General features: G+C 55.5%; 22 protein-coding genes. 9 read left to right on the forward strand and 13 right to left on the reverse strand.

Translation table 11 applies throughout. The annotated features are described in order from the left end of the window. Positions 1-63: 63 nt before the first annotated feature. Positions 64-552, reverse strand: coding sequence for a type II secretion system protein N (locus BXY66_RS17440; protein WP_132861688.1), 489 nt, complete (start codon positions 550-552; stop codon positions 64-66). A gap of 138 nt (positions 553-690) precedes the next feature. Here BXY66_RS17440 and BXY66_RS17445 point away from each other — a divergent pair, with 138 nt between their 5' ends. Further along, on the forward strand, positions 691-1,224 hold the full coding sequence (locus BXY66_RS17445; RefSeq protein WP_132861689.1) for an outer membrane protein assembly factor BamD: 534 nt from the start codon (positions 691-693) through the stop codon (positions 1,222-1,224). A gap of 18 nt (positions 1,225-1,242) precedes the next feature. Here the strand turns inward: BXY66_RS17445 and gspM are convergent, their stop codons facing one another. The 7 genes from gspM to gspG are packed head-to-tail and all read right to left on the reverse strand — an operon-like array spanning position 1,243 to position 5,726. Further along, complete coding sequence (gene gspM / locus BXY66_RS17450; protein ID WP_132861690.1) at positions 1,243-1,734, reverse strand: type II secretion system protein GspM; 492 nt, start codon at positions 1,732-1,734, stop codon at positions 1,243-1,245. Next, positions 1,727-2,869, reverse strand: a complete 1,143-nt coding sequence (gspL, locus tag BXY66_RS17455; RefSeq protein WP_132861691.1) for a type II secretion system protein GspL — start codon at positions 2,867-2,869, stop codon at positions 1,727-1,729. The genes gspM and gspL overlap by 8 nt, the downstream gene beginning before the upstream one ends. Next, complete coding sequence (gene gspK, locus BXY66_RS17460) at positions 2,866-3,780, reverse strand: type II secretion system minor pseudopilin GspK (RefSeq protein WP_132861692.1); 915 nt, start codon at positions 3,778-3,780, stop codon at positions 2,866-2,868. The genes gspL and gspK overlap by 4 nt, the downstream gene beginning before the upstream one ends. Further along, on the reverse strand, positions 3,777-4,433 hold the full coding sequence (locus BXY66_RS17465; RefSeq protein WP_132861693.1) for a type II secretion system protein GspJ: 657 nt from the start codon (positions 4,431-4,433) through the stop codon (positions 3,777-3,779). Before BXY66_RS17465 ends, gspK begins: the two co-directional genes overlap by 4 nt. Further along, positions 4,430-4,834 (reverse strand): type II secretion system protein, encoded by a 405-nt coding sequence (locus BXY66_RS17470; RefSeq protein WP_132861694.1) that lies wholly within the window; start codon positions 4,832-4,834, stop codon positions 4,430-4,432. The genes BXY66_RS17465 and BXY66_RS17470 overlap by 4 nt, the downstream gene beginning before the upstream one ends. Then, positions 4,819-5,277, reverse strand: coding sequence for a prepilin-type N-terminal cleavage/methylation domain-containing protein (locus BXY66_RS17475; protein ID WP_165929233.1), 459 nt, complete (start codon positions 5,275-5,277; stop codon positions 4,819-4,821). Before BXY66_RS17475 ends, BXY66_RS17470 begins: the two co-directional genes overlap by 16 nt. After that, complete coding sequence (gspG, locus tag BXY66_RS17480) at positions 5,274-5,726, reverse strand: type II secretion system major pseudopilin GspG (RefSeq protein WP_132861696.1); 453 nt, start codon at positions 5,724-5,726, stop codon at positions 5,274-5,276. The genes BXY66_RS17475 and gspG overlap by 4 nt, the downstream gene beginning before the upstream one ends. 100 nt (positions 5,727-5,826) lie before the next feature. Here gspG and BXY66_RS17485 point away from each other — a divergent pair, with 100 nt between their 5' ends. The 6 genes from BXY66_RS17485 to BXY66_RS17510 all read left to right on the forward strand — a co-directional run bounded on the left by BXY66_RS17485 (position 5,827) and on the right by BXY66_RS17510 (position 14,480). Then, a complete protein-coding gene (locus BXY66_RS17485; RefSeq protein WP_132861697.1) occupies positions 5,827-6,624 on the forward strand; it encodes a prepilin peptidase in 798 nt (265 codons plus the stop codon). A 106-nt stretch (positions 6,625-6,730) separates the two neighbouring features. Next, complete coding sequence (locus tag BXY66_RS17490; protein WP_132861698.1) at positions 6,731-8,266, forward strand: SEL1-like repeat protein; 1,536 nt, start codon at positions 6,731-6,733, stop codon at positions 8,264-8,266. Continuing rightward, complete coding sequence (locus BXY66_RS17495) at positions 8,263-9,396, forward strand: tetratricopeptide repeat protein (RefSeq protein ID WP_132861699.1); 1,134 nt, start codon at positions 8,263-8,265, stop codon at positions 9,394-9,396. Before BXY66_RS17490 ends, BXY66_RS17495 begins: the two co-directional genes overlap by 4 nt. Before the next feature lie 165 nt (positions 9,397-9,561). After that, positions 9,562-9,993, forward strand: a complete 432-nt coding sequence (locus tag BXY66_RS17500) for a hypothetical protein (RefSeq protein WP_132861700.1) — start codon at positions 9,562-9,564, stop codon at positions 9,991-9,993. Between the two features lie 52 nt (positions 9,994-10,045). Continuing rightward, positions 10,046-11,197 carry a hypothetical protein gene (locus tag BXY66_RS17505; protein WP_132861701.1) on the forward strand — a complete coding sequence of 384 codons (1,152 nt, stop codon included), beginning with the start codon at positions 10,046-10,048 and terminating at the stop codon, positions 11,195-11,197. Between the two features lie 286 nt (positions 11,198-11,483). Further along, on the forward strand, positions 11,484-14,480 hold the full coding sequence (locus tag BXY66_RS17510) for an FG-GAP-like repeat-containing protein (RefSeq protein ID WP_243694424.1): 2,997 nt from the start codon (positions 11,484-11,486) through the stop codon (positions 14,478-14,480). A gap of 4 nt (positions 14,481-14,484) precedes the next feature. On the opposite strand, the gene BXY66_RS17515 is transcribed toward BXY66_RS17510, so the two are convergent. Together BXY66_RS17515 and BXY66_RS17525 are read right to left on the reverse strand one after the other, a co-directional pair. After that, entirely contained in the window at positions 14,485-16,530 is a 2,046-nt protein-coding gene (locus BXY66_RS17515) for a M10 family metallopeptidase C-terminal domain-containing protein (RefSeq protein WP_132861703.1), read from the reverse strand. A gap of 699 nt (positions 16,531-17,229) precedes the next feature. Beyond that, entirely contained in the window at positions 17,230-18,186 is a 957-nt protein-coding gene (locus BXY66_RS17525) for a glycosyltransferase family 2 protein (protein WP_132861705.1), read from the reverse strand. A 160-nt stretch (positions 18,187-18,346) separates the two neighbouring features. Here BXY66_RS17525 and BXY66_RS17530 point away from each other — a divergent pair, with 160 nt between their 5' ends. Together BXY66_RS17530 and BXY66_RS17535 are read left to right on the forward strand one after the other, a co-directional pair. After that, positions 18,347-19,438, forward strand: a complete 1,092-nt coding sequence (locus BXY66_RS17530; protein ID WP_132861706.1) for a DUF2793 domain-containing protein — start codon at positions 18,347-18,349, stop codon at positions 19,436-19,438. A gap of 11 nt (positions 19,439-19,449) precedes the next feature. After that, complete coding sequence (locus tag BXY66_RS17535; protein WP_132861707.1) at positions 19,450-19,734, forward strand: hypothetical protein; 285 nt, start codon at positions 19,450-19,452, stop codon at positions 19,732-19,734. 11 nt (positions 19,735-19,745) lie between these two features. Here the strand turns inward: BXY66_RS17535 and BXY66_RS17540 are convergent, their stop codons facing one another. The 3 genes from BXY66_RS17540 to BXY66_RS17550 form a co-directional block, all read right to left on the reverse strand. Further along, positions 19,746-20,912, reverse strand: a complete 1,167-nt coding sequence (locus BXY66_RS17540; RefSeq protein WP_132861708.1) for a nucleotide sugar dehydrogenase — start codon at positions 20,910-20,912, stop codon at positions 19,746-19,748. Between the two features lie 103 nt (positions 20,913-21,015). Further along, complete coding sequence (locus BXY66_RS17545) at positions 21,016-21,297, reverse strand: SCP2 sterol-binding domain-containing protein (RefSeq protein WP_132861709.1); 282 nt, start codon at positions 21,295-21,297, stop codon at positions 21,016-21,018. 77 nt (positions 21,298-21,374) lie between these two features. Further along, on the reverse strand, positions 21,375-22,745 hold the full coding sequence (locus BXY66_RS17550; RefSeq protein ID WP_132861710.1) for an efflux transporter outer membrane subunit: 1,371 nt from the start codon (positions 22,743-22,745) through the stop codon (positions 21,375-21,377). Positions 22,746-22,750 lie beyond the last annotated feature (5 nt).

The raw sequence follows: 22,750 nt of genomic DNA on the forward strand, positions 1-22,750 counted from the left end.
AAATTGGATTTGACAGAACTTGGTACACACCCTGTGGCCAAATGCCCTCAGTTGGTTGTGCCGTTATTCTTTTACAAATCCCAAAAGAGCCCGTTCTCCACCTCTGTCGACCCAGAGACCCTCTTCGGTGATTTCAACCACTGTGATGCCGTCGGTGAGTTCATCGCCAACCCGTAAAAGCTGGTCGCCGGTCGGATGCCCGACAATGGCCCAGTCGCCTCTCCCATCTTCGGCACCAGTACGAACCATGCCTTTGAGAGTGTAGCCAAGGCTGTCTATCGGAGGAGCCGGTGGCTTGGGCGGCTGAGGTTCGCGCGGTTGTGTCGGTGGCGCTGGCGGTTGAGGTTCTTCCGCGACTACGGTGCCAAAGAGAGCAGGCCATCGTATCGGTGGTTGAGGCTCGTTGCGCGTTACGTCGGGAGCAGGTTTTGCGGATGCGACCCGTTGATCCGCGGGCGGCACGGGATTTGAGAGTGCTGTTTGAAGCTCAAGCGCGGCAAACGCCAGCCCGGCCATAGCAGCCAGAGTAAAAACGAAGGCAATCAGACGCATGGCGCACCTGTTTTTCTCGAAATATGCTGGTGCCGCAGGGCGAAAGAAATGGGCATGGGCGGCGAAGGCCTTTCGAGATTGTGGACGCGGATGCGCGCTTCATGGTAGGGTTTTTCCAAAGAATATAAAGAGCATGTGATGCAGGCAGGATCAATTCTCAGAAACGCTATGGCAGGCGTGTGCCTATGCCTTGTCGCGGCTTGCGGTGGGGATGGCAATTTCGGCGGTTCGTTCGGCGAAGGCACCTCGTTTGCTTCGCGCTATGCTTCGGCGCGCAGCGCACTTGAAGCGGGAAAGTATGACCGCGCCAACCGGATTTACGCTGATCTGGTCGAGACCGCCGGTCCGAACGAAGCAGCTGTGCGGCTGGAATACGCGCATAGCTTGTTGCGAGGTGAAGAATACGCGGAAGCCAGTGCACAAGCGAGGTTCCTGGCGCAGGGCAGCGAAGGAGCGGATCGGGCAGCGGCATTGTATGTGTTGGGAACAGCGCAGGATGAACTGGGTCGAGATGCAGCGCAGGCGGGCGATTTCCCACTGGCCAAAAGCCACTTCAGTTCCGCGCGCTCAGCCCTTACGGAAGCTCTGAAAATCAGCCCTGAAATGGATTCGATCGGGTCGATGGCTGGGCGGTTGAAAGAGATCGAACTAAGGTTGAAATCCCTGGGTTAGAGACTGTTTTTCAGGGTCTCAGTTTCGAGGGTGCAGTGCCAGCTCGGCAGACACCACGCCTGAAACGTCAGTCCGCTCCAGTCTGAAGCTGTTGAGTTCGTAGCCCCAAACCGCCTCGCTGTTAGACAACCAAAGTATCAGAGCATCGAATGCCACTTCGTCAAACCGTAGGGCAAGCGTTCCGTCACCGGGGTCCGAAAGTCCCGACAGGCTTTCTCGCAGACCAGAGGAAATCAGTGTCTGTTCGACGCCAGACGCGCCAATAGCTGGAGGAGATTTTTGGGGTGCAGTGGCGCGAAGCAGCGCGTTCTCGGCGGCTCGGTCATTAACCCAAGCCTCCAATGCCCGTGCTTCGTTCAGAGACGAAAGTGCAGTTACCCGATCCTGTGCCAAGGGTGCGAGCAGTCCAAACCATAGCGCAAGAGGCGCAATGACGCCGACGAGCACACCAAGTAGAGCCCGTTCCCGGCCAGAAAGACGGCCTAGCAGGTCAATCAGCCGATCAGTCATTCGCCGTCTCCAGTATCAGTTCAAGCAAAACGCCGGAACGCTCACCACCTGCTTCGGAACGCACAACATCAACGCTCAGGTTTAGGTCACCTAGTGCAGATACCAGTGCTTCGCCGGTCGCAAAGTCGGCCACTTCCAGAACCAACCGTAGCCCGTCGTTTTCGCGATATTCCACTCGTTCAGGGGTCACGCCGGGAGCGGAAATCAGATCGACAGTTTCGCCAAACAGCGCCAAAGGGGATAATCCGTCGTCGCTTAAAAGCGCCTCTGCGCGGGCTTCCGAGATGACACGACTGACCTGCGTACGGACATCCAAGACTGGGCCAGACGGAACAAACTGCGCGCGAACGACATCCATCGTTCGGGCAGTCACAATGTCACGTTCCTGCCGGAGGGCATCGACTGCAACCGTTTGGGCGGTGGCCCATATGCCCACGGCAATCAAGCCAATGATTACTGGCCAGCGCCACGGCAACACTGCTTGTCTTAGGTGTGCTCGCGTTGCGAACGGATCTTTTCGCAAATCCAGCGCCAATTCGCCATGACCAAGGATTTTGGCCCCGGCATCCTGAGAGTTTTGCACTCTGGGTAGGCCCGCGGTGTCAAAAAGCGCGGAAACAGTCTCTAACTCAGGCCCTTCCCACAGAATCGCGTCTGGTGAGGGGCCTTCGGAAAGAGCACGTTCAAGCAGCAAAGGAGCCAATGAGATTTCTGTTGTAAATCCATCGTCCAGTCCCAGGCGTGCCAACAATCGCTCCTCGGCTTCGTCGTATCGGAAGCTCCACAGACCAGATGCGGCAGGAAGGGCGACGTAGTCAGGAAGCACGGCTTTACAATCTGACGGTGCGGCCGCCACCCAGTCGATGATCAACTTTTGGTCCGCAACAAGCGCGCGGGTCCAGTTCTTGTCGTTTCCGGAAAGTGCGAAAGGACGGATTTCCGCAGTGTTAGGGTCTAAAGAGGCGCTGTCCTCGAGTTGACGCCTGGCCACTTGTTCGCGCGTGCTTCCGCGCAACGATACAGGCAGATCAAGCGGTAAAACGGGCACAAGCTCGCCCGGCACAAGGGTGGTGCCTTCCGGGCCGGCTTTGGTGGGTGTGACACCCGTCAGCGTCATGTCTTGATCCTGCATCATGGCCTATCTGACAAACGATAAGCGACCCGTGGCGCAAGAGGAAGCGGACGACGTTCAAAGACGGTCAGGCGTGTCACTCTCCTGCCACGTCCTTCGGGTTCTGTTGTGGCGGTCAGTTCCACGGCCACCCAGTCGGTCGCAACTGAGAAACGATTGTCTTCCAGATTTCCGGCAACCTCGAAGCCACCGACACCACCAAGCCGGGTACGAAAGTCATCTATTGAAACAAGAGGCTCGCGGAGGCGTTCGTTTGTAAGCCGGTTCCAGCCTGACAATGGAACACCCGGCAACATGGCATCCAGAACTTCGGGTGGCGCTGTATTGACGTTGAGTACACTGTCGCTTGGTAAGGCGGAGATAAATGGCAGCAGTTTGTCGAGTTCATTTTCACGCCATTCGGGCATAATGCGAAGCTGTTCTAACATCAGAACAGGGCCACCAACGTGCGTGATTGGTGGGGTTCGGTTTTCAAAACTGTCCTGCTTTTGTCCGGGTGTGAGGAACTTCGCGAGTGCATCACCCCGTGCGGCGGGTAACCCGAGACGTTGTAACAGGCGGTCGAAAGCGGCACGGCTGAATGTGTCCTCCGGGTTTGCCAGCCAGTTCACGTTAAAGCGGCCTTGAAGATCATAGGGTTTTAGCGAAAGTGTGCCGCGATCAACCGGAATAGCTTCCCATTCCTGCGCCCAGGAATCGTTGGCATGATCGATGCTACGAACATCCCGTAGAAGAGCGGTTCGCATCATTGCCTCGCCTCCATCCAGAGCCAGTCGTAATTGCGCGGCGTCCTGATCAGCAAGCCGGCGGGCAAAACTCTCGTTTGCACGAGACAGCAAGAGAACGGCCACAGCGGACAAGGCCGCGACAAGGATCAGCGCATTCAAAAGAACAAAGCCACGATTGTCGTTCATTGCAGCACCTCGACAAGGCGTAGATTTCCGAAATCGCGTGTGCGCAGAGTGATTTCCACCGCGACAGGAAGTTGGTCCGTGTATCCGTTTGCCGCCAGCGGACCGCGGTCACTGTCTTGTGCTGGCGCGGTGGTCGCCGGAGCCGGATTCGGGTCGTTTGTGCCATCAACCCAGCCGCGGACGGGCCAATACGTGCGAAGTGACAGAGAGGAAACGCCAGACAATACGGTTTGCTCAGGGCTTTTTGCCGTTGCGTTGGCGGGTGCCAACACGGGCCAGTGCTGACGCGTCAGCGTCCCTTCCGAGGTTACTCGCCATTCAATCCTGTGAAATCCCAATGCATCCACTGGTGGCAGGTCGGATTGGCCGGAAACAGAAATTTCGAATCCGCCAGGTGTGGACAGAAGTGCCGAAAGAGGCCGTGAATCTCCCGGTGGGTTGAACAGAAGCGGTGCTGCGTTGGCGATGTCGGCCCGCAAAAGAGCCAGGCTGCGCGACAATTCGGCGGTTTCGGTTGAACTCGTCTCCAGTCTGTCCCGCATCCGCAGCGTTCCTGTCATCAACTGCAGACCCATGACTGCGACCAAAGCAAAGAGCGCCATCGCCACAACGAGCTCAAGTAATGACAGTCCGGCATCGGATTGAACTTTCATAGCCCCGGACCCGCGTTGGGCGAAGCGATCCAGGTTATCCGAAGCGCGCCCGGGCCTCCGTTGCCTTCGGCAAGTTGTGCCCGAATGGTTGCCTCGGTAAAACCGCCTTCTGTCCCACGCAGGGTCTCGGTTATTCGGAACCGCAATCCGCCCATGGTGACTTCTGCCGGCAGAGCCCGCCCGCCGGGCAAACGCAGTTCTTCGGCGCGATTGTCCGCGACAACCCCGGCGAGAAGGCGGGCTTTCTCCTGTGTTATGGTAATTCCGGACTGATCCACTGCGGTCAGCACCGCGAGCGTTCCCACCGCCATGACGAACACAGCAACAACCAGCTCCAGAAGGCTAAGCCCCGCGTCGGATTGGCCGTTTTCGGCAATATTAGTCTCTAGTTCTGGCTGCATGTGACCTCCGCCCAGCCATCACTTTCACAGGAAGCGCTGCCACTTTCCGAGCTGAAGAACCTAATTTGAAACGCAGTGGTTTGTCCATTCGGTAGAAAGGTAACTTCCGGAGAGTCAAAGCTTTGACCCGCGCCAATCGGACCCAAGTTCTGGAAGGCAACGCGGCCGCGCCAACGAATTATCTGGCTTGATTGTTCCCAGCCGCCTTGTGTTCGCGCCATCAAGGCGACCCCGCGGGGTTCGATACGCAGACCACGCAATTGCTGCTTGTGAATGGCGAGTGTTCGACTGTTTTCAAATAGAGACTGAAATCTTGCAGCGTCAGAAGGGGCATTGTTCCCGTCGTTTCGCAAAGGCAGAGATATTCCTACCGCCAGCACAGACAAGACCGCAACAACGACCAGTAACTCGATCAGGCTAACACCGGCGTCGGCGGGTTTCACTGCCCGAGGGTCCAGGACCCAATATCGGCGTCAGCGCCTGAACCGCCCTGCGCCCCGTCTGCGCCGTAGGAAAACACGTCAAAGTCTCCATGCACGCCGGGTGCGAGATATTGGTAAGGTGTCCCCCAGGGGTCCACGGGCAAACGATCCATGTATCCGCCGGTAGCCCAATTTTTTGGAGCGGGTTCCGAAGTGGGTGCGGTGACAAGCGCGGCCAGACCCTGTTCCGTGGTCGGGTATCGGAAATTATCGAGCCTATAAAGGTTCACGGCGCTCACGATGGCTGCGATGTCGGCTTGCGCGCGAGCCGCGCGGGCTTGATCTGGGCGGTCGATGACGCGCGGCACAATCACCAAAGCAAGCACCGAAAGGATCACCACCACGACCATCAGTTCCAGCAAGGAAAACCCCGAGTCGCGCGTGTGTTCCGTGTCACCTGAGTTGTGCATTTTCGCCCCGCATTGTCCCGTATTTGTTTTGGCACATCATATGCGGGCTGCTGGGGGGCTGGCAATTGGCAAACGTGCTTCCGGACCGTAGAACCACACTATGTTTCAAACAGATGCTATAGTTGGTCCGGATGGTGGGGTGATCATTTTTCTGATCCTGCTCTCGCCCGCGGTTGGATCTTTTCTGGCGGTGCTGATTGACAGATTGCCGCGTGGTGAAGACGCTTTGATTGCCCGGTCTCGCTGTCGTAGCTGCCGCAACGCGCTGACATGGCGCGATCTGATTCCTTTGGTTTCTTTTTTCGCCTCGCGTGGTGTGTGTCGCCACTGCGGTGCTCCCGTGCCGCAGTGGTTGTTGGCGATGGAAGTCTCGGCTTTGGTGATTGCGCTGGTGCTTATCTTGCTGTGGCCTGAGAGTTGGCCGATACATGCGATGGCTGTCGATTTGGCATTTCTTTGGCTGTTGTTGGCGCTGTTTGCGGCGGACCTAAAATGGATGAGGCTTCCCGATTTGCTCACGGGAGCGTTGTTTGGTCTTGTCCTTCTTCGAAGCCTGGTGTTGCCGGGCATGGCTACGGGAGCCGCCTTAGCCGGTGCGGTTCTCGGGAGCATGAGTTTCCTGATTTTGCGGTGGGCTTACTTGCGTTTTCGCCGTCGTGAAGGGCTGGGCTTGGGCGACGTGAAGCTTATGGCGGGATTAGGAGCTTTTGCGGGGCCTTTGGATCTGCCGTTGTTGATCCTTGTTGCGGCTCTGTTGACGCTGGCGAGCGCATTGGTTTTACGTGTGTCGGGCAAGCAGGTTAACGTTGCAACCCCGTTTCCATTCGGCGCGGCGCTCTGTCTTTCAGGGGCGCTACTTTGGGTGGCTTATGCGACAGCAGTGATTGTTCCGGCATGAATGAGAGCGGATTACGCACTGGACCTGACCGGCGACTGAAGGCATTCTCCGCGCCAAAATGAACCGCGCCGTTGGGGTGCGTCCAGAAAAAACAAATTGAGATTTCATGACCCGTAAACTGGTTCTCGCGCTTTTGGTTTCAACTGCGATTGCAACTGTTTCTGCCGCTGAAGACGCGACCGATTCGCCTGTTGTTCCAAGCACAATGGAAGAGATTGAAAACGCGTATCGCGCTCAGGATTTCGCCGCAGTCCGCGCTGGTCTGAAAATGCTGGCGGAGACCGAGCCAACGGGGAATGTGGCTTATCGCTACGCCAGAATTTTGCTGGATGAGCGCAGTGGTCCGGTTGACCCTCAAGAAGCCGCTGAATGGCTGTCAAAAGCCGTAGAAGCGGAATATGCGCCTGCTCATACCTTGCTTGCCCGTCTTTTGTTGAGCGGCGGTGAGGTGCCGCGCGATGCGGAGCGCGCAGCTCGGCTGTTGCAGGATGGTGCTACCCGTGGCGAGCAAGAGGCTCAGTACTATCTCGCATTGCTGTCTCTGGCCGGTGATGGCGTAGAGCAAAACGAGCGCGATGCGTTTGTATGGTTTCGTGCGGCCGCAGAACAGGGCCATGTTGAATCTGCCTATGAATTGAGCCGCCTGTATTCCCGCGGGATCGGGACAGAAATGGACACCCAAAAAGCGTTGGATTGGCTGCGGCGAGCTGCGAGCGACGGTCACGTTCCAGCACAGTTCTTTTTGGCGAACGCGCTGGAAAGTGGTCAAGGCGCAAAGCAAGACCGGAACGAAGCTTTAGATTGGTTTCGCAAAGCAGCCGAAGGCGGTCATCCTTTGGCAATGCGGATTGTTGGAACAAAATATTTGCAGGGTGAAGGGGTCTATCAGGACACTGACGCTGCGATTGAGTGGCTCACCAAAGCCGCCGATGCGGGCGAACCCGGCGCTCTGTTTAACCTTGGTTTGATGTATGGAACCGGCGAGCAAGTCGAGCGCGACGATGTTCTTGCGTTCGCCTATATAGAGCGCGCTGCGGCAACCAATCTCCCTCGCGCAATCGCAATGCAAGCCGCCTTCCTCGAACTTGGCCGGGGGACGGACGCCGATTTGCCTCGGGCTGTAGCACTGTATCAAAAGGCAGCCGATGCTGGTCATGATCCCTCGAAAGATGCCTTGAAGCGGCTTGCGCTGTCGGGTGCGCTGGATGACGAAATGGCGCCTCACGACCTCGTTCCACTTGTTGCTGAGGTTGCGGAAGCTGGTGACGAGACCGCGATCGCATGGCTGGAGAAACAAACAGAAAGCGGCGTGACTCCTGCTGCGATCGCGCTTGGTGCTCTTTTGCTGGGTGATCCGGTGCGGGCCTCGGAGGGTCTGGCGTATCTGAAAGCGCCAGCGCGTCAGGGTCAGGCGCATGCTCAGTTTTTGCTGGGAGAGGCACTAAGCACGGGTTCCGGTGTTTCGCAGGATTTAGAAGCCGCACACATGTGGTTCAACCTCGCAGCGTCGCGAGGTCATAAATCGGCCGCGGAAAGCCGCGATGTTTTGACCGACCTTATGACACCAGAACAGATTGACGCAGCACAGGCGGCGGCACGCGCTTTTGTCGAGGAGGCGCCAACCGGCAGGTCGAAGCCATGAGGCACCTCGTCTGCGCTATTGCTATTTGTGCGCTGAACGTTTGGGCGTTTGCCGCGTGGGCGCAAGACGATGCTGACTCAATCTTTCAGGAAGCCAACAGGTTTCATCAGGGCGTCGAGGTTCCCCAAAATCATGGGCGCGCCGCCGCGCTTTACTTGAAGGCCGCGGAAATGGGTCATCACGGCGCTCAGCATCAGTTGGGCAAGTACCTTTTTGCTGGCTTGGGCGGTGAGTCGGCCGACGAAGTCAGAGCCCTTTATTGGCTCGGCAAATCAGCGGAGGCAGGCCAGCCGGAATACATTTTTGATTTTGCGCGGGCCTTGGAGGCGACGGGCGCGCTGGAAGAGGCGGTAGCTCAATACAGGATCGCAGCGGATCTCGGATATCCTGATGCGGCAGTGAGCCTTGGTGTGATGTACCAGAATGGCACCGGCGTTGCGCAAAATTTTGATGTCGCGCGTCAGTTCTATGAAGCCCCCGCAGCAAATGGACATCCGCGCGCAATGAATAACCTTGGACTGCTCTATGTACGAGGGGACGGGGTTGCGCAGGACTATGAAAAAGCCGCCCGACTCCTTGAACGTGCAGCCCAAGGCGGCCTCCAGCAGGCCATGACGAATCTTGGCGTTTTATATGACAACGGATTCGGTGTGCCGCAGAGCGACGAAACTGCCGCCTTGTGGTACCGGCGAGGCGGACAGGGCAGCGACGAAGCGCGAGGTTTCGCGATTTTTGATAACCGGTTGGCGCCCGTGCCCGAAGAGCCTCAGCAGAGAATCGATTTTGCTGTCAGAACTGAGGTTCAGGCAAAGGCTGGGGACCCGGTTGCGCAGTTTTTGGCCGGTTGGTTGGCACTGGAGCAGGGCGACCCCCGTTCCGCAGCGCTTTGGTTTTCGCAGGCGGCCGATCGCGGACATGCTCCATCAATGGCCAATTTGGCAAGGCTGCATTTCCTTGGTGAGGGTGTTTTGCAGGACTTCGTTGTTGCGCAAATGTGGGTCACATTGGCCATGGCGGGTGGTCTTCCGGCCGCTGACGGAATGGCCGCGAGCCTTGGAATTACCCTCACTCCTGCTCAGGTTGCATTGGCCCAGCAAGAGGCCGAAATCAGGTGGCGAGAGGCCAAATGATCAATCGCCAAGTTGACGCAGGGTCAATGTTTTTCATTTTTGGTAAAAAATGAGTTAAATTCCCGTGATCTACACGTTATGATGTTGATCAGGACGAGCGAGAAGCCCGTCTTAGCGATTGTCGGCCCGAAGAAATATGGCGCCGGCAAAAACAGGGACACAATAATGGCACGCAGAACTGGCCATGTAATCGCGCTGGCGACAGCGCTGGCATTTTCGTTTTTGAACGGGGTGCTTGCGGCTTCCGAGCCAGTCAAGCAGCACAACTCGAACGCGCTGTGGTTTGAAAACTGGGGGGGCATGACGAATGCGACTCTCAAAGTGTTTTCGCCTGATGGCACAATGACAGAACTGTTCACCAATGCAGGAACACCGGTTTATCAGCTGCCCGGTCGTGATGTCGTCGACGGCGTCTATCACTTCGAACTTAGCGCTGCGACAACCGAACAGGAAAAAGTCGTGAACCAGACGAACAACGGTCGCGGCGACGCGGCTCGTGATACGGTCGCGAAATCCTACCATACCTCCGGCTCCTTCACCGTTTCGCGCGGTGTTATCGTTACGCCGGAGGACATCAAAGAAGACGACAACAACTGATCCAATGGACATCCCGAGGGACGCCTCGGTCTTTATTCAGGGAGACTCAAACGTGAAACAAATTGGGACCAAAACAATTAGCAAACTCGCCGGCACCGCCTCGGCGTTTTGCCTCATGGCCGGCTTTGCAAGCGCTGATCAAGTATTCAACGACGATGTCATCGTTACCTTCAGCCTCTGTGTCGGCAACGACTGTGTAAACGGCGAGAGCTTTAGCTTCGATACGCTCCGCCTCAAGGAAAACAACCTTCGTATCCACTTCAGCGATACGTCCACTTCGGCTAGTTTCCCAAGCAACGACTGGCGCATCGTGGCAAACGACAGCTCTAACGGTGGTGCAAACTACCTGGCGATTGAGGACAGTACCGCTGGTCGCGTGCCTTTCCGCGTAGAGGCCGGTGCGCAAGCGAACACTCTTGTGGTTGAAGCCGACGGCGACATCGGTGTGAAAACCCTGAACCCCGCCGTCGACGTGCACATCGTCGAAGGCAACACGCCCACACTGCGTCTTGAGCAGGACGGCTCTGACGGGTTTACACCTCAAACTTATGACGTTGCAGCCAACGAAGCGAACTTCTTCATTCGCGATGTGACCAACGGCTCCAGGCTGTTCTTCCGCGCCAAGCCCGGCGCACCGGAAGACTCGATCTTCATCGCCGCAAACGGTGATATCGGCTTGGGCACGGACTCTCCGGAGAAAGATTTACACGTTCGCCGTACCGGTTCGGGCAACCACGTTGAAACGCAATTTGAACAAACCGATGGTGGCGCAGTTCAAATCCGTTTGCAGACTTCCAACGCCAACAACCGTCGTTTCGTTGGCCTGAGCGCTGCTAACACGCCTGTTTCTCAGATTAACCTTGGCGACGAACAAATTAGACTTGCAGGCTCTGCTTTCAACGCCCCGTTTGCGGTGTTTGATGCCTCAGGCGTGACAATCAATGGTACCGGCCTGAACGTTCCGGACTATGTTTTTGAAGATGACTATGATCTGCGCACACTGTCTGAAGTGCGCGCGTTCATTGATCAGAACGGCCACCTCCCCGACGTTCCGTCCGCGGCAGAGGTAAACGCCAATGGCCTTAACATGAACGACATGCAGCTGACCCTGTTGCGCAAGGTTGAAGAGCTGACGCTGTACACGCTTGCTCAGCAAGAAGAGATCGAGCGTCTGAACTCGCAGCTGCAGCAAGTTGAGGACTGAGGTTCAACGGTTTTTCCGAGACCTTCAGTCAACAGAGAATCGAAAAGTGCCGGGGCAAATCCTCGGCACTTTTTTGTAAGTTGCACTACGTTCCCGCCTGTACAGGCTGTCTCCAACAGTACGGCATAACGCCCAGTTCATTGCCGAGATGGACCTACGTCTGAATTGCGTTCATACAGTCATGGAACAACTCTCGCCGCAACAGTTGCAACCGGATTGGTAGGCCATGCACAGTTTCGCTTTCGTCCAAGAAGGACGAAACAGTCGATTTCTGATCTGTTTAATAGTGTTGATCGCTCTTGCTGTTATGTTCTGGACCGGATCACGTTATCCGGCGCTGGATGAAAAGGCGATGATGAGCGGTGCGATCCAATTGGACGATCCTCTGAGCTTTGATGCTGTGGTTCCGATTGATGCAGCCATGGGGACGCTGGAAAAAATCGGCTATTCCACGCTGAACTGGCTTAACACCAACAAAAAAGGCATGACTTTCGGTGTGCTCTTCGCGGCAACGTTCCTCACCTTGATGGGCTATGTCACACAGCGCAGTTTTCGGGGTGGACTCGCGAATGCGACCCTCGGATTGGCGATTGGAACGCCCTTGGGAGTATGCGTGAACTGTGCGGCCCCAATTGCCCGGGGAATGCACGCAGGAGGGTTGCGTGCAGAAACGACACTTGCCGCGATGATGGCATCGCCAACGCTGAACGTGGTGGTACTAACGCTGGCTCTGTCTTTGCTTCCGTTTTACATGGTCGCTGCCAAGCTTTCAGTTTCGCTCATCATTATCCTAGTGGCGGTTCCTGCTATCGCGCGTGTTTTGCCTGATGAAGTTCGAACACCTTCCCCCGAGATTTCCGCTCCCCAGCCTTGGACCGCTGCTGAGTTAGGTCAGGCTAAGTCCGAGCCTTTGGGTAAAGCTGTTATGGGCGTTGTGGCGGATTTCGCCAAAAACCTTTGGTTCATATTTAAAATGACAGTCCCGCTCATGTTTCTCGCCGGATTCCTCGGGGCTGTAGCGATAACTTTGTTGCCAGGGGAGTTGATCACCACATTGCCCTACGGCGTTTTGGCGTTGGTCGCGATCGCGGCTGTGGGATTATTTCTCCCAGTACCAATTGCATTTGACGTTGTAGTTGTAGGAGTGCTGCTGGCTGCCGGGCTTGCGCACGGATACGCAATGGCACTGCTCATCACACTTGGCAGTTTTTCAGTCTACTCATGGTTCATCGTGACTCAATCGATGGGAGCACGTGCCGCAACGATGATCGCGGGTGCTGTATTGATATGCGGCGTCGCTGCAGGCGCGCTTGTGCAAGGTTGGCATGATTATCAAAGCCAAAGAGCGCTGGAATTGTTGACCGGCGAAGGCCCGAAGACGACCCGGTTCATGTCTGCCGCTGCGAGCCCTTCAGCAGAGTTGGTGATCTCGTCCGAACCATTCGCGCCGCGTTCTTCTGCCGGTGACGCACCGTTTACCCGTATGGAGGCGCAAGCGCTTGGTATCGACAAACCGGTAGAATTTTCCATGCGTGATATGTGGCCGCCTTTCTGGGAGGGCCGCAGCCTTTCCAGCGGTGACATCGACAACGATGGCGACGTGGATCTGGTCATCGCATCCACAGAAGTCGGTCTGTATGTCTATTCCAACAACGGACAGGGACAGTTTGAGCGTATTGCCGTTGCGGGCGGGCCACTCGATCAATTACCGGTGTTCAATGCGGTTCTTGTGGACGTCGATAACGATGGTTGGCGAGAGATTGTGGTGGCGACTTATCGGCGTGGCATTTTCCTTGTGGAAAACGAATTGGGTCGACTTGTGACGGAAACGCCAGAGCCGATTGCAAATCGGGACGATGCCATTCTAGCGCTCGCGATGAGCTTCGGTGACCCAGACAGGGACGGGGATCTGGATCTTGCGCTCGGAAATTGGGCGGCAGGTTGGTATCGGCGCATTCCGGGAGAGGAATCTCGTAACCGTATCCTCTGGAACGACAACGGCTCTCTATCGGATGCAGCGTTTACTGACCTGCCAGGAATTCCAGGCGAAACACTGTCGATCCTTTTTGCCGATATGAACGCTGATGGTCATTCAGACCTTCTGGTGGGCAACGACTTCGAAATACCGGACTATTATTATTTAGGCGATGGGACTGGAGGGTTCGAGGCGATCACCTATCAGGACAACCTTGTCGAACATGTACCCACGACGACAATGGGCCTGAAGGTTGCGGACCTTCTGAATGACGGTTTGCCTGAAGTATACGCCGTTCAGATAGCGGGCCGGTCTTCTGGTGTTTCGGACCGCCTCAAGATGCAGCCACTCGCGCAATACTGTGATCGCATAGAAGACACGCAGGCAGCCGAAACGTGCCGTGAAAACATGTCGATCAAGCGTTGGTATCGCTCGGGGAACAACTTCAACCCGACCTACGCTACAAAGTGTCAGCAACTCGGTGGTCGGCAGGCGGCGGAATGCAAGGCGATGTTGATAAAAGACCTTGCGATACAGAAACGGGATCCCAAAGTTTGTCGATTGATCCCCGCCGATCAGTGGGTGGCGCAAAGTTATTGCGAGATTCATTTCATGCCTCCGCGCAGGATCACCCAGTCGGAGGCAGATGCGGCTTTGCCTCAGGTTAAGCGGGCAAATGTGCTTTTGGAAAGCGATACACAGGGTGCACCTTTTGCCGACACCGCTACAGAGCGCGGCCTGGAAGTTGGCGGCTGGAGTTGGGATACAAAAGTCGCGGATTTCGACAATGACGGGTGGCAGGACGTTTATATTGTGAACGGAACATGGGTACCGAATGAGGTCAGCCCCTCAAATCTGTTTTTTCGCAATTTGGGCGACGGGACTTTTGCCGAAGCATCCAGTCCGTTTGGGTTGGAAGACTATTTGATGACCGCTTCGGCCACGGCTTTCGACATGGATGGAGATGGCGATCTAGATATGATCACACATCCCGTTAACGGGCCGCTGGTGGCGTTTTTGAACAATACCCAGGAATCCAACGCGGTGGTTCTCCGCTTGAATGACCTACGTGGAAATCGCGACGGCATTGGTGCGCTTATAACAGTCACAGACGGTCTTGGTGTAACCCGCACGCGGGAAGTGCAGATGGGTGGCGGTTTCATGAGTTTTGACGCGCCCGAAGTGCATATTGGCCTTGGCGAGGCACAAGAGATCATCGGCGGCCAAATTCGCTGGGCTGATGGCACAGTGACCAAACTGGAGAAACCGCTGCGATCCGGATTTCGCTATACGCTGACGAGGCAATAGCCCATCAGAATAGGAAGTCGTTGGCGTCTAGATGTGCCAGATTCACACCTTGAAGCGTGATTGTGCCTGCTCCTGTGTCGATGACCACGTTTCCTCCAGCGGAAGATAGAATGTGATTGGTCAACAGGTCGTTGATATCTGAGACACCGGCGATGGCCGACAAGTCGATCTTTTCCAGATCATTTCCTTCGTTGAAATCGGTGATGGTGTCGTTGCCGTGAGCGCTTTGGAAAATGAACGTGTCGCCGTTTCCGCCACCACTCAACAGATCATTGCCAACCCCGCCAGTCAGCGTGTCAAAACCGTTGCCTCCAGTTAGCGAGTCAGCACCGTTGCCACCTTGGAGGATGTCGTCACCCCCCTGTCCAAAAGCCTTGTCATTCCCATTGCCTCCAACAAAGGAGTCGTTTCCATTGCCGCCCCAAAAACGGTCCTGACCCATGCCCCCAAAGGCGCTGTCATTTCCGTTTCCGCCGTGAAGAATGTCTGCGCCAGATCCGCCGACCAGCATATCATAGCCTGCGTCGCCGCGCAGGACGTCCTTGCCATCGCCGCCTTCCAGACGGTCCGCGTTCAGGCCACCGAACATGCGATCAGACCCGTCGCCGCCAAGCAGCGTATCGTTTCCCATGCCGGCAAGGAGGGAGTCGTTGCCGTTTCCGCCGGCAATGTTGTTTGCGGCTTCGTTACCCTGAACCGTGTCCGCACCCGAACCGCCGATGAAATTCTCGATAATTGTGCCGCGAGCGATGGCAAGGTTCTTTGTCCCGCCATTCAAATCCGAGAAGGTTTCGTCGTTCATGTCGATGCGGTTGTTGAACGTCGAAGAGGACAGATCAAAAGTATCGTTCCCGCCATTGTCATAGATGGTGAAAACCTGAGCATTGTTGGCTACGTCGGCGGAATCCACACCGTCAAAGAGTTCCCCAAAGAGGGTCGCCCAATAGCCGCTGAGATTGGTATTGGCGCCCCAAGTGGTGTTTCCGTTTGTGGCGGTGGATGCGCCGTAGAGTGTCTGCCCGGCCAGAATGTCCGCCAGCATAAGGCTGGAGACAAAACCGAAGGATGCGTCGGTTGTGTGGTTATTGTTCTGAGAAAAGTACGACATTACAGACATTTGCCAACTGTCGTTGGTGAAGGTTTCGTCGGTTCCGTAGCCATAGGTTGCGGCGCCGTTATATGACCCTTGGTGACCAAGACCGAGTGCGTGTCCGATTTCGTGGACAAATGTTTGCAGCGAGTAGGTTCCGATTTTGGTTCCCGCCTGCGTCAACCAGTCGGTCGATACGTTGATCCATGAACGAGAGATTGTGTCGCCAAACACCACGGAGTTTGCGAAAGCCCCAGCTGACACATCGTCAAAGTCGATCCTCGAGCCGGAACCCAAACCAGTCTCGACAAAGTTTACGTCGATGGCGGACTCCCATATCTCGAAGGCCCAACGTGCCAGCTGCTGGCCTTCGGCCGTAAGCTTGGTGATGTCGACCGTGATCTGGTTGCTTCCGGAAGTATCGAAAGATCGCGCGCTGCGGCCTGTGTCTTGCCAATACCCGTCTGTCAGATAACGCGCCAGTTGGTCCAGTGACCCATTTGTGGGAGCCGGTTTTGGTACGCCTGACGTTGCGATCGCGTAGCTGCCCACGTCGGACGAATAATACCCCTGTGCCGACAAATAGTATGTGCCTGTGTACAGCGCCGTATAGGTTATGGTCGCCGTTTGACCGGAACCGGCATCAATACTGTAATCAAGTCGTTGCGTTCCAGAGGAATAGAGCGCGAGAACGGAGTCGTTCAGACTGCCTCCAGTAAGCGTGAAAGTGTAGGTCTCTCCTTCGACCAGAGCGATCCGAACAACGTCGAAATCTCCGCCATAGGAAATACTTCCGTTGAACCTGTCGCCGGCCGAAAGCGTGTATGGAGTGCCAGTTGTGCTTGGTGCATCGCTTCCTTCGGTAATAACCGCGGAATCAGGCAAAGCAGTTGGCACTAACCCTTCTTGAAAGTGGCGGCTTGGGTCATAGGTACCCGTGGCTTCGCACATAAAACACATAAAAGAACTTCCTACTCTTTAGTCGATCGCTTGAAGCAATTCTCTGGCTACTCGGCCAAAAATTCCGGCGTCGCTTCTAGGAGACCTTGAACGAAGTGCGGAAAAAACTCGGCGGACAATGTGGTGTCCATCACGTCAAAGCGGACTTCCGGACCCTTTGAAGGCTTGGGAGAGGACGCGGTACGCCATTCCAAATGCCCGATGATGCCAAAATGGTTTTGAGACGTCACAACAAGTGACACATGCGTCCCGCTGGCGTGGCCCAAATTCTCCTGAGCAAAGTATAGCACAGAATCAGGGGAAATTGCCCGGATGCCGTCAGCTAGAGCTCTGCACAGTTTGTCTGACTCCGGCAGAGGCATCGGACAAGAAAGAACCATCTGGTGCTGTTTTGTAGTTTTGCCGATTGCCAAAGCATCCCCGAACATTGGGCCCGAAGTCGCGAGAACGGCCGCAGCGAATGTCAGCGCACGCCTTCGCAAGCCTTTGCAGCTAGCAAGGCAAGAATAAGAGTATACTGAAATCGCAGCAGCTATTTTCTTCATCTCCCCTCGCAACATCCCGCTGTTTCCAAAACCTCGAAAATCCCAACAACAACACTCACTGAACCGCATAATTTAATTGAAATGTGCCGACACTATGACTTTCTTCAGAATAGGACACATCCGAGAACGGCAAACACCCAGAATTATCCCGCAATCAGAGCCGGCGAATAAAAGCGGCAACAAAAAGGGCCACGTTGCTCGCTTTGGATTGCCGGTAGATTCCTAAGTCCTTCAATTCACTCAGACGTCGCAAGAGAGGGGCTTTTCTAAGCTTGGTAAACCTGTCGAGATCTGCTTGCGCTTGTGGTGTAAAACGATGACGCGAGGCCGCTAGAGCGATGACATTTATGTCGTTCCACTCTTTGAAATCGCCACGGATCATTCGCATCAGCCGATTTAGTTTTGCACGCAGACCATTGTTGGCGCCAACCTCGTTGCCTGCATGTTGACGATACAGAAGTGTCGGTGTGTCATCATGAACCACAAGACCACCAGCGCCGGTGACGATCTGATATGCCCACCAGTCGTGCATCACGACATCAGAGGTTTCTCTGGCCGCTTCCATTGCCAGCCGCGCAGCCGCTCCGTTCAAAAGGATTGTATTTCCAGCCGCGATGTTTTGTGCGAGCGCGTTAAGAAAACTGGGTGGGCGGGGTCGCGCTGCAGACAATGTGCGCCCCTTCAGGTTTTCGTCGACCACCCATGTGCGACTACAGTAAAGCGCGGGTCCTTCTGTAATTTCGTCCGAAACCGCAGCAACACTCCGCGCCAATTTGTCTGAGAGCCAGACGTCATCCTGATCGCAAAATGCAATCCAGCTTCCAGCAGGTAGGTTGTCCTCAGCCCGAGCCAGTAGTGACATGAAATTCGCGGCCGCTCCGTTTCCTCGACCTTTGAAAATTGTCACGGGATGTGAGGCACCGAAGTTATCCAGAATATTCAGGGTTTCATCGGTCGACCCATCGTCGCTGACCAAGAGCTGCCAATCCGTATGGCTCTGTGCATCCAAACTGTCCAGCTGCTCCTGAAGGCAGTCGGCACCATTGTAGGTTGCTAGCAAAATACCGATATGCGGGCGAGCGTCGGAAGCTTGTGATGCCGTCGGGTGCATGGCTGGCCGTCAGTGTTGAGTGGTCTGTTCAGAGGTAAATCAGCCGAAGGTTTCAGTCCAGCCTGTTGTGCGGACTGCCGCCAGCGTTCGGTCATTTCAGTACCTGTTGAGAAAGCCATGCGAGCGTTCGCTCTCCCGATCGCAGCACACAGGATTTCAGATGTCCGACCTTTCACCCAACCTGGATATGCCCTTTCTGTATCCTGCCCAAGCGCAGAAGCACGTAACGCACAATGAAGCTTTGCAGGTTCTGGACGCCGTTGTGCAACTGAGCGTGGCGGCATTCAACATCACCACACCACCATCGGCACCACAGGCGGGAAGCACTTTTGCGCTGGGCGCTGGTGCATCGGGGGTCTGGGCTGGACAAGACGGGATGCTCGCCCATTGGGATGGCACGGGGTGGTTGTACGTTGCTCCGAAGCAGGGGTGGCGCGCTTGGGGGCGTGCGGAAGGTGAGCTTCGGGTGTTCGACGGGTCGCAATGGCTGGTTCCTTCGATCGCAGAATTGGGAGTGAACACGAGCGCAGACGCAACCAACAGGTTTTCGGTTGCTGCCGAAGCCAGTCTTTTGAGCCACGAAGGTGCCGGTCACCAACTAAAGCTGAACAAAAACTCGACGTCAGACACGGCCTCGTTGCTGTTTCAAACAAATTGGACCGGACACGCAGAGATGGGCCTCGCAGGAGAGGACAACTGGTCTGTAAAGGTTTCGGCGGATGGCGTTGGCTGGACGGAGGCGTTGAAAATTGATTCCACAAGCGGTCTTGTCAGTGGGGCCGCGGTGCAAACTTCTGCAAATGACGCGACGCCCGGTCGATTGATGCGGGCTGACTTTGGGTACAGCCCTGCCAATCTTGTTGCGCCAGTCATTGAAATCGGTGGGGTTCCAAACGGGGGCGTCATAGAACGAGGAAGCAATGCAAATGGAGAGTTTGTTCGGTATGCGGACGGCACTGCAGAGGGCTGGGCGAGCTTGACGCTGGTCTATGCAAACGCGGCCAAATTAGCGGAGACCTGGACATACCCCATCGCTTTGGTCAGCGGTGTTGTTGTGTCAAGCGCCATCTTGAATGTGAGCGGTCTCTCAACTTCGGCCACACCTTCGACTTCTGATCTTTGCAGCGTTTGCGCAGGCACAATCTCTGTTTCGAGTTGCAACTTCCAACTGTTTCGAATGACAGGCGCACGAAACTTTGAAGCGGCCGACACCGCTCAGGTCCGCGTGCGTGTCATTGGCCGTTGGTTCTAAGGAGTATCGCGATGAAAATCAATTTGTCCCCGCAAGAACGCCCGGATCGACTTGAGTTGTGTCGCCAAGGTGACGTGCTTCTTTTCAACGGCGAAGCAACCGACCTTCGAGACTTGGTCGGTAAGGAGGAAATTGAACATCCATGGATCGCTGGACCTGTGCGAGAGGTTGGTGGATCCCTGTGTGTGACAGTCATCCTTCCGCATGGACCGGACGCGCCGTTAGACACAAGATATCCGTCGGCAATTGAGTTGACAGAAGACGGTAATGTCCCACTTCCCGCCTTTTCGCGCTAGAACTGCTGGGGTCAGTCCGACCCGAAAATATCCCGCGTGAACACCTTGTCAGCGACATCGGCAAGATCATCAGATAGCCTATTTGCTATGATGACATCCGCTTCGGATTTGAAGGTATCAAGTTCGCTGATCACGCGCGAATTGAAGAAATCATCTTCCTCCAGTGCAGGCTCATAAACGACAACCTCAATGCCTTTGGCCTTGATGCGTTTCATGATGCCCTGAATGGAACTTTGGCGGAAGTTGTCCGACCCGGCCTTCATCACCAAACGGTGCACACCCACGATCTTCGGCTTTCGCGATATGATCTGGTCGGCGATGAAGTCTTTCCGTGTCCGGTTTGCATCTACCACGGCGCGGATAAGGTTTTGCGGTACTTCGGAATAGTTGGCCAGAAGTTGTTTGCTGTCCTTGGGCAGGCAATACCCGCCATATCCGAAAGACGGATTGTTGTAGTGGTGCCCGATCCGCGGATCGTGTCCGACGCCTTCGATGATCTGGCGACTGTCCATGCCGAGAGCGAGCGCATAGCTATCCAATTCATTGAAATAGGCCACACGCATCGCAAGGTATGTGTTCGCAAACAGCTTGATGGCTTCTGCTTCATCCGAGCCGGTGAACAGCACGGGGACGTCTTCGTCCAGCGCCCCGTCTTTCAGCAACTGGGCGAACCGTCTACCAGTGTCTGTATCAGAACCCACGATAATGCGGGACGGATGTAAGTTGTCGTAAAGTGCTCGCCCTTCACGCAAAAACTCGGGGCTAAAAACCACACGGTCCGTATTTAATTCTGTGTTGATGCGTTTGGTAAAGCCAACGGGAATAGTCGACTTCACTACGATCAGCGCTTCGTCATTGACCGCAAGCACATCCCGGATCACGGCTTCGACCGAGGACGTGTCAAAGAAGTTGGTATTTGGGTCATAATTCGTCGGCGTCGCGACAACGACGTACTGAGCGCCTTCATAGGCGGCATGGGCATCGGTAGTTGCGATGAGATCGAGCTCTTTCTCCGCGAGATAGTGCTCGATTTCCGTGTCTTCGATCGGTGACTTGCGTGCATTGAGTTGCGCGACGCGCTCTTCGGAAAGATCAACCGCAACAACCGTGTTGTTTTGTGCCAGAAGAACGGCGTTCGAAAGGCCCACATAGCCGATTCCAACAACTGCGATTTTCATGACCCGAGCAAGCCTCATTCCGAAAATATTTGGACACACATGTCACGAAGACCGTGTTCACGCAAGGAACACGGTCAAAGACCGCTCAGGGAGTGGAACCGTTTCAGGCCAGCAGTTTACCCAGTTTCATAGCCACGCCCATCTCACCTGAAACCTTCAACTTGCCAGTCATGACGCCGGTCATTGGATTCAGTTTTCCGGTGAGCAGCTTGACCAGGTTGTCCTGGGTGATTTTTATTGTGCAGTCGGTATCCCTGTCTTCACGCGATGCAGTTCCGTCTGCGAGAACCACAACGCCGTCGGCGCCGCAGTCAAATTTCAAAGATCCGTCGAATTCTTTGCTTTTAAGCTCTTTCTGCATCCGTTCGACAACTTGATCGAGCATGTGAAACCTTCCTCTATAGCGCGTCGGCGAAGAGGTGGCAGGCGTTGGATTGCGACGCAAGTCTGACGTTCCGGCATCTATTTCGCGGCAAAACTTCCGCCCAGAGCCACGTTCAGGTCAACGAAATCAACTGCCCGGTTGCGCCGATCGAGGGCAAGCGCGTTTTGTGTGTCTAGATGCGCCCGTTCTGCGTCCAGAACCTGCAAGAACGACACGTTTCCTTCCGTATAAGACTTGCGGGCAATGTCCAGAACACGGGCTGTTGCCTTTTCTGCGGCTTCCGCTTTGGTCACGGCTTTGGTGTTCTGATCCAGCGCATACATTGCATTGCGCACTTCCTCCACTGCCAGAACAACTTCTTTTTCCCATGCAGCCTGCCGTTCTGCTATCAAGCCTTTTGCAGTTTCCACTTTGCCCCTGCGCACTGGTAGATCGAAAATTGGAAGGTCGAAATTCAGCCGTACAAATCCAGCGACAGGAGCAAACCCCGCGCCACCGTTGGACAGGTTGATGTTGCCCGTCACGCTCATGTTCGGATAGAGATCCGCCTCTGCCACGCCAAGTAAAGCGACAGCTTCAGCCAGTTTTTTTTCGGCATAGACGATGTCGGGGCGGTTGCGCACAAGGTCAGCGGGGACACCCGTTTTCAACACCTTTATGCTCGGGATTGGTTGAGGTGCTCTTACGTCTAGGTCATCCCTTTGCACGAGATCAGTGCTGCCAGCCAAAGCTGCAATTCGGTTCACCATCCGGACAAAGAATACGCGTGCGTCTGGGACCGCTGCTGCGGTTCGCAAAACCAGCGATTCGGCTTGCGCCACTTCGAGTTCCGTTGCTCCGCCAGTTTCCTGCAACTTCAGCGTTGCCGCCAACGTGTCTTCGCGACTTTTAAGAACCCGCTGGATGATCCGGATCAGCTCCTGACCATAGCGCATGTCCATGTAGGCGGTGATAACTTCATCGACAAACAACAAACGCCAGACATCCGCGTCAGCGTAGCTTGCTTCCAGCCGGGCAAAGGCAGATTCTTTTTCCCGTTGCAACTTGCCATAAAGGTCAAGTTTCCAGGTCGCTTCGGCACGTGCGAAACCCGTATGGTCTGGCCGGTCTCCACCCCCGCCCGAAATGGCGGCTTCGCCCACTTTGGTCGCTCCGGAAAAAGGAAATCCGGAAGACGCAAGAATTCCCTGGGATTGCTGGATACGCGCTGCGATGCGTTGAATGTCTTTGTTGTTCTCCAGACCGTAAGCTACCAGCTGATTGAGGAGGTTGTCGTTAAATGCTTTCCACCATTGTTCGGTGTTGTTGCGGGCAACAGACGACTCTTCGCGGAGAAATCTGCTTGGAAGCCCAATTTTGGGTTTCTCGAATTCTGGACCCGCGACTGTGCAACCGGACAGCAAACCAAGAACGAAACCACGCCGGGACATACGTGCTGCCGTGCCCATGCTCG

Source organism: Shimia isoporae, assembly GCF_004346865.1.
GTDB classification, from domain to species: domain Bacteria; phylum Pseudomonadota; class Alphaproteobacteria; order Rhodobacterales; family Rhodobacteraceae; genus Shimia; species Shimia isoporae.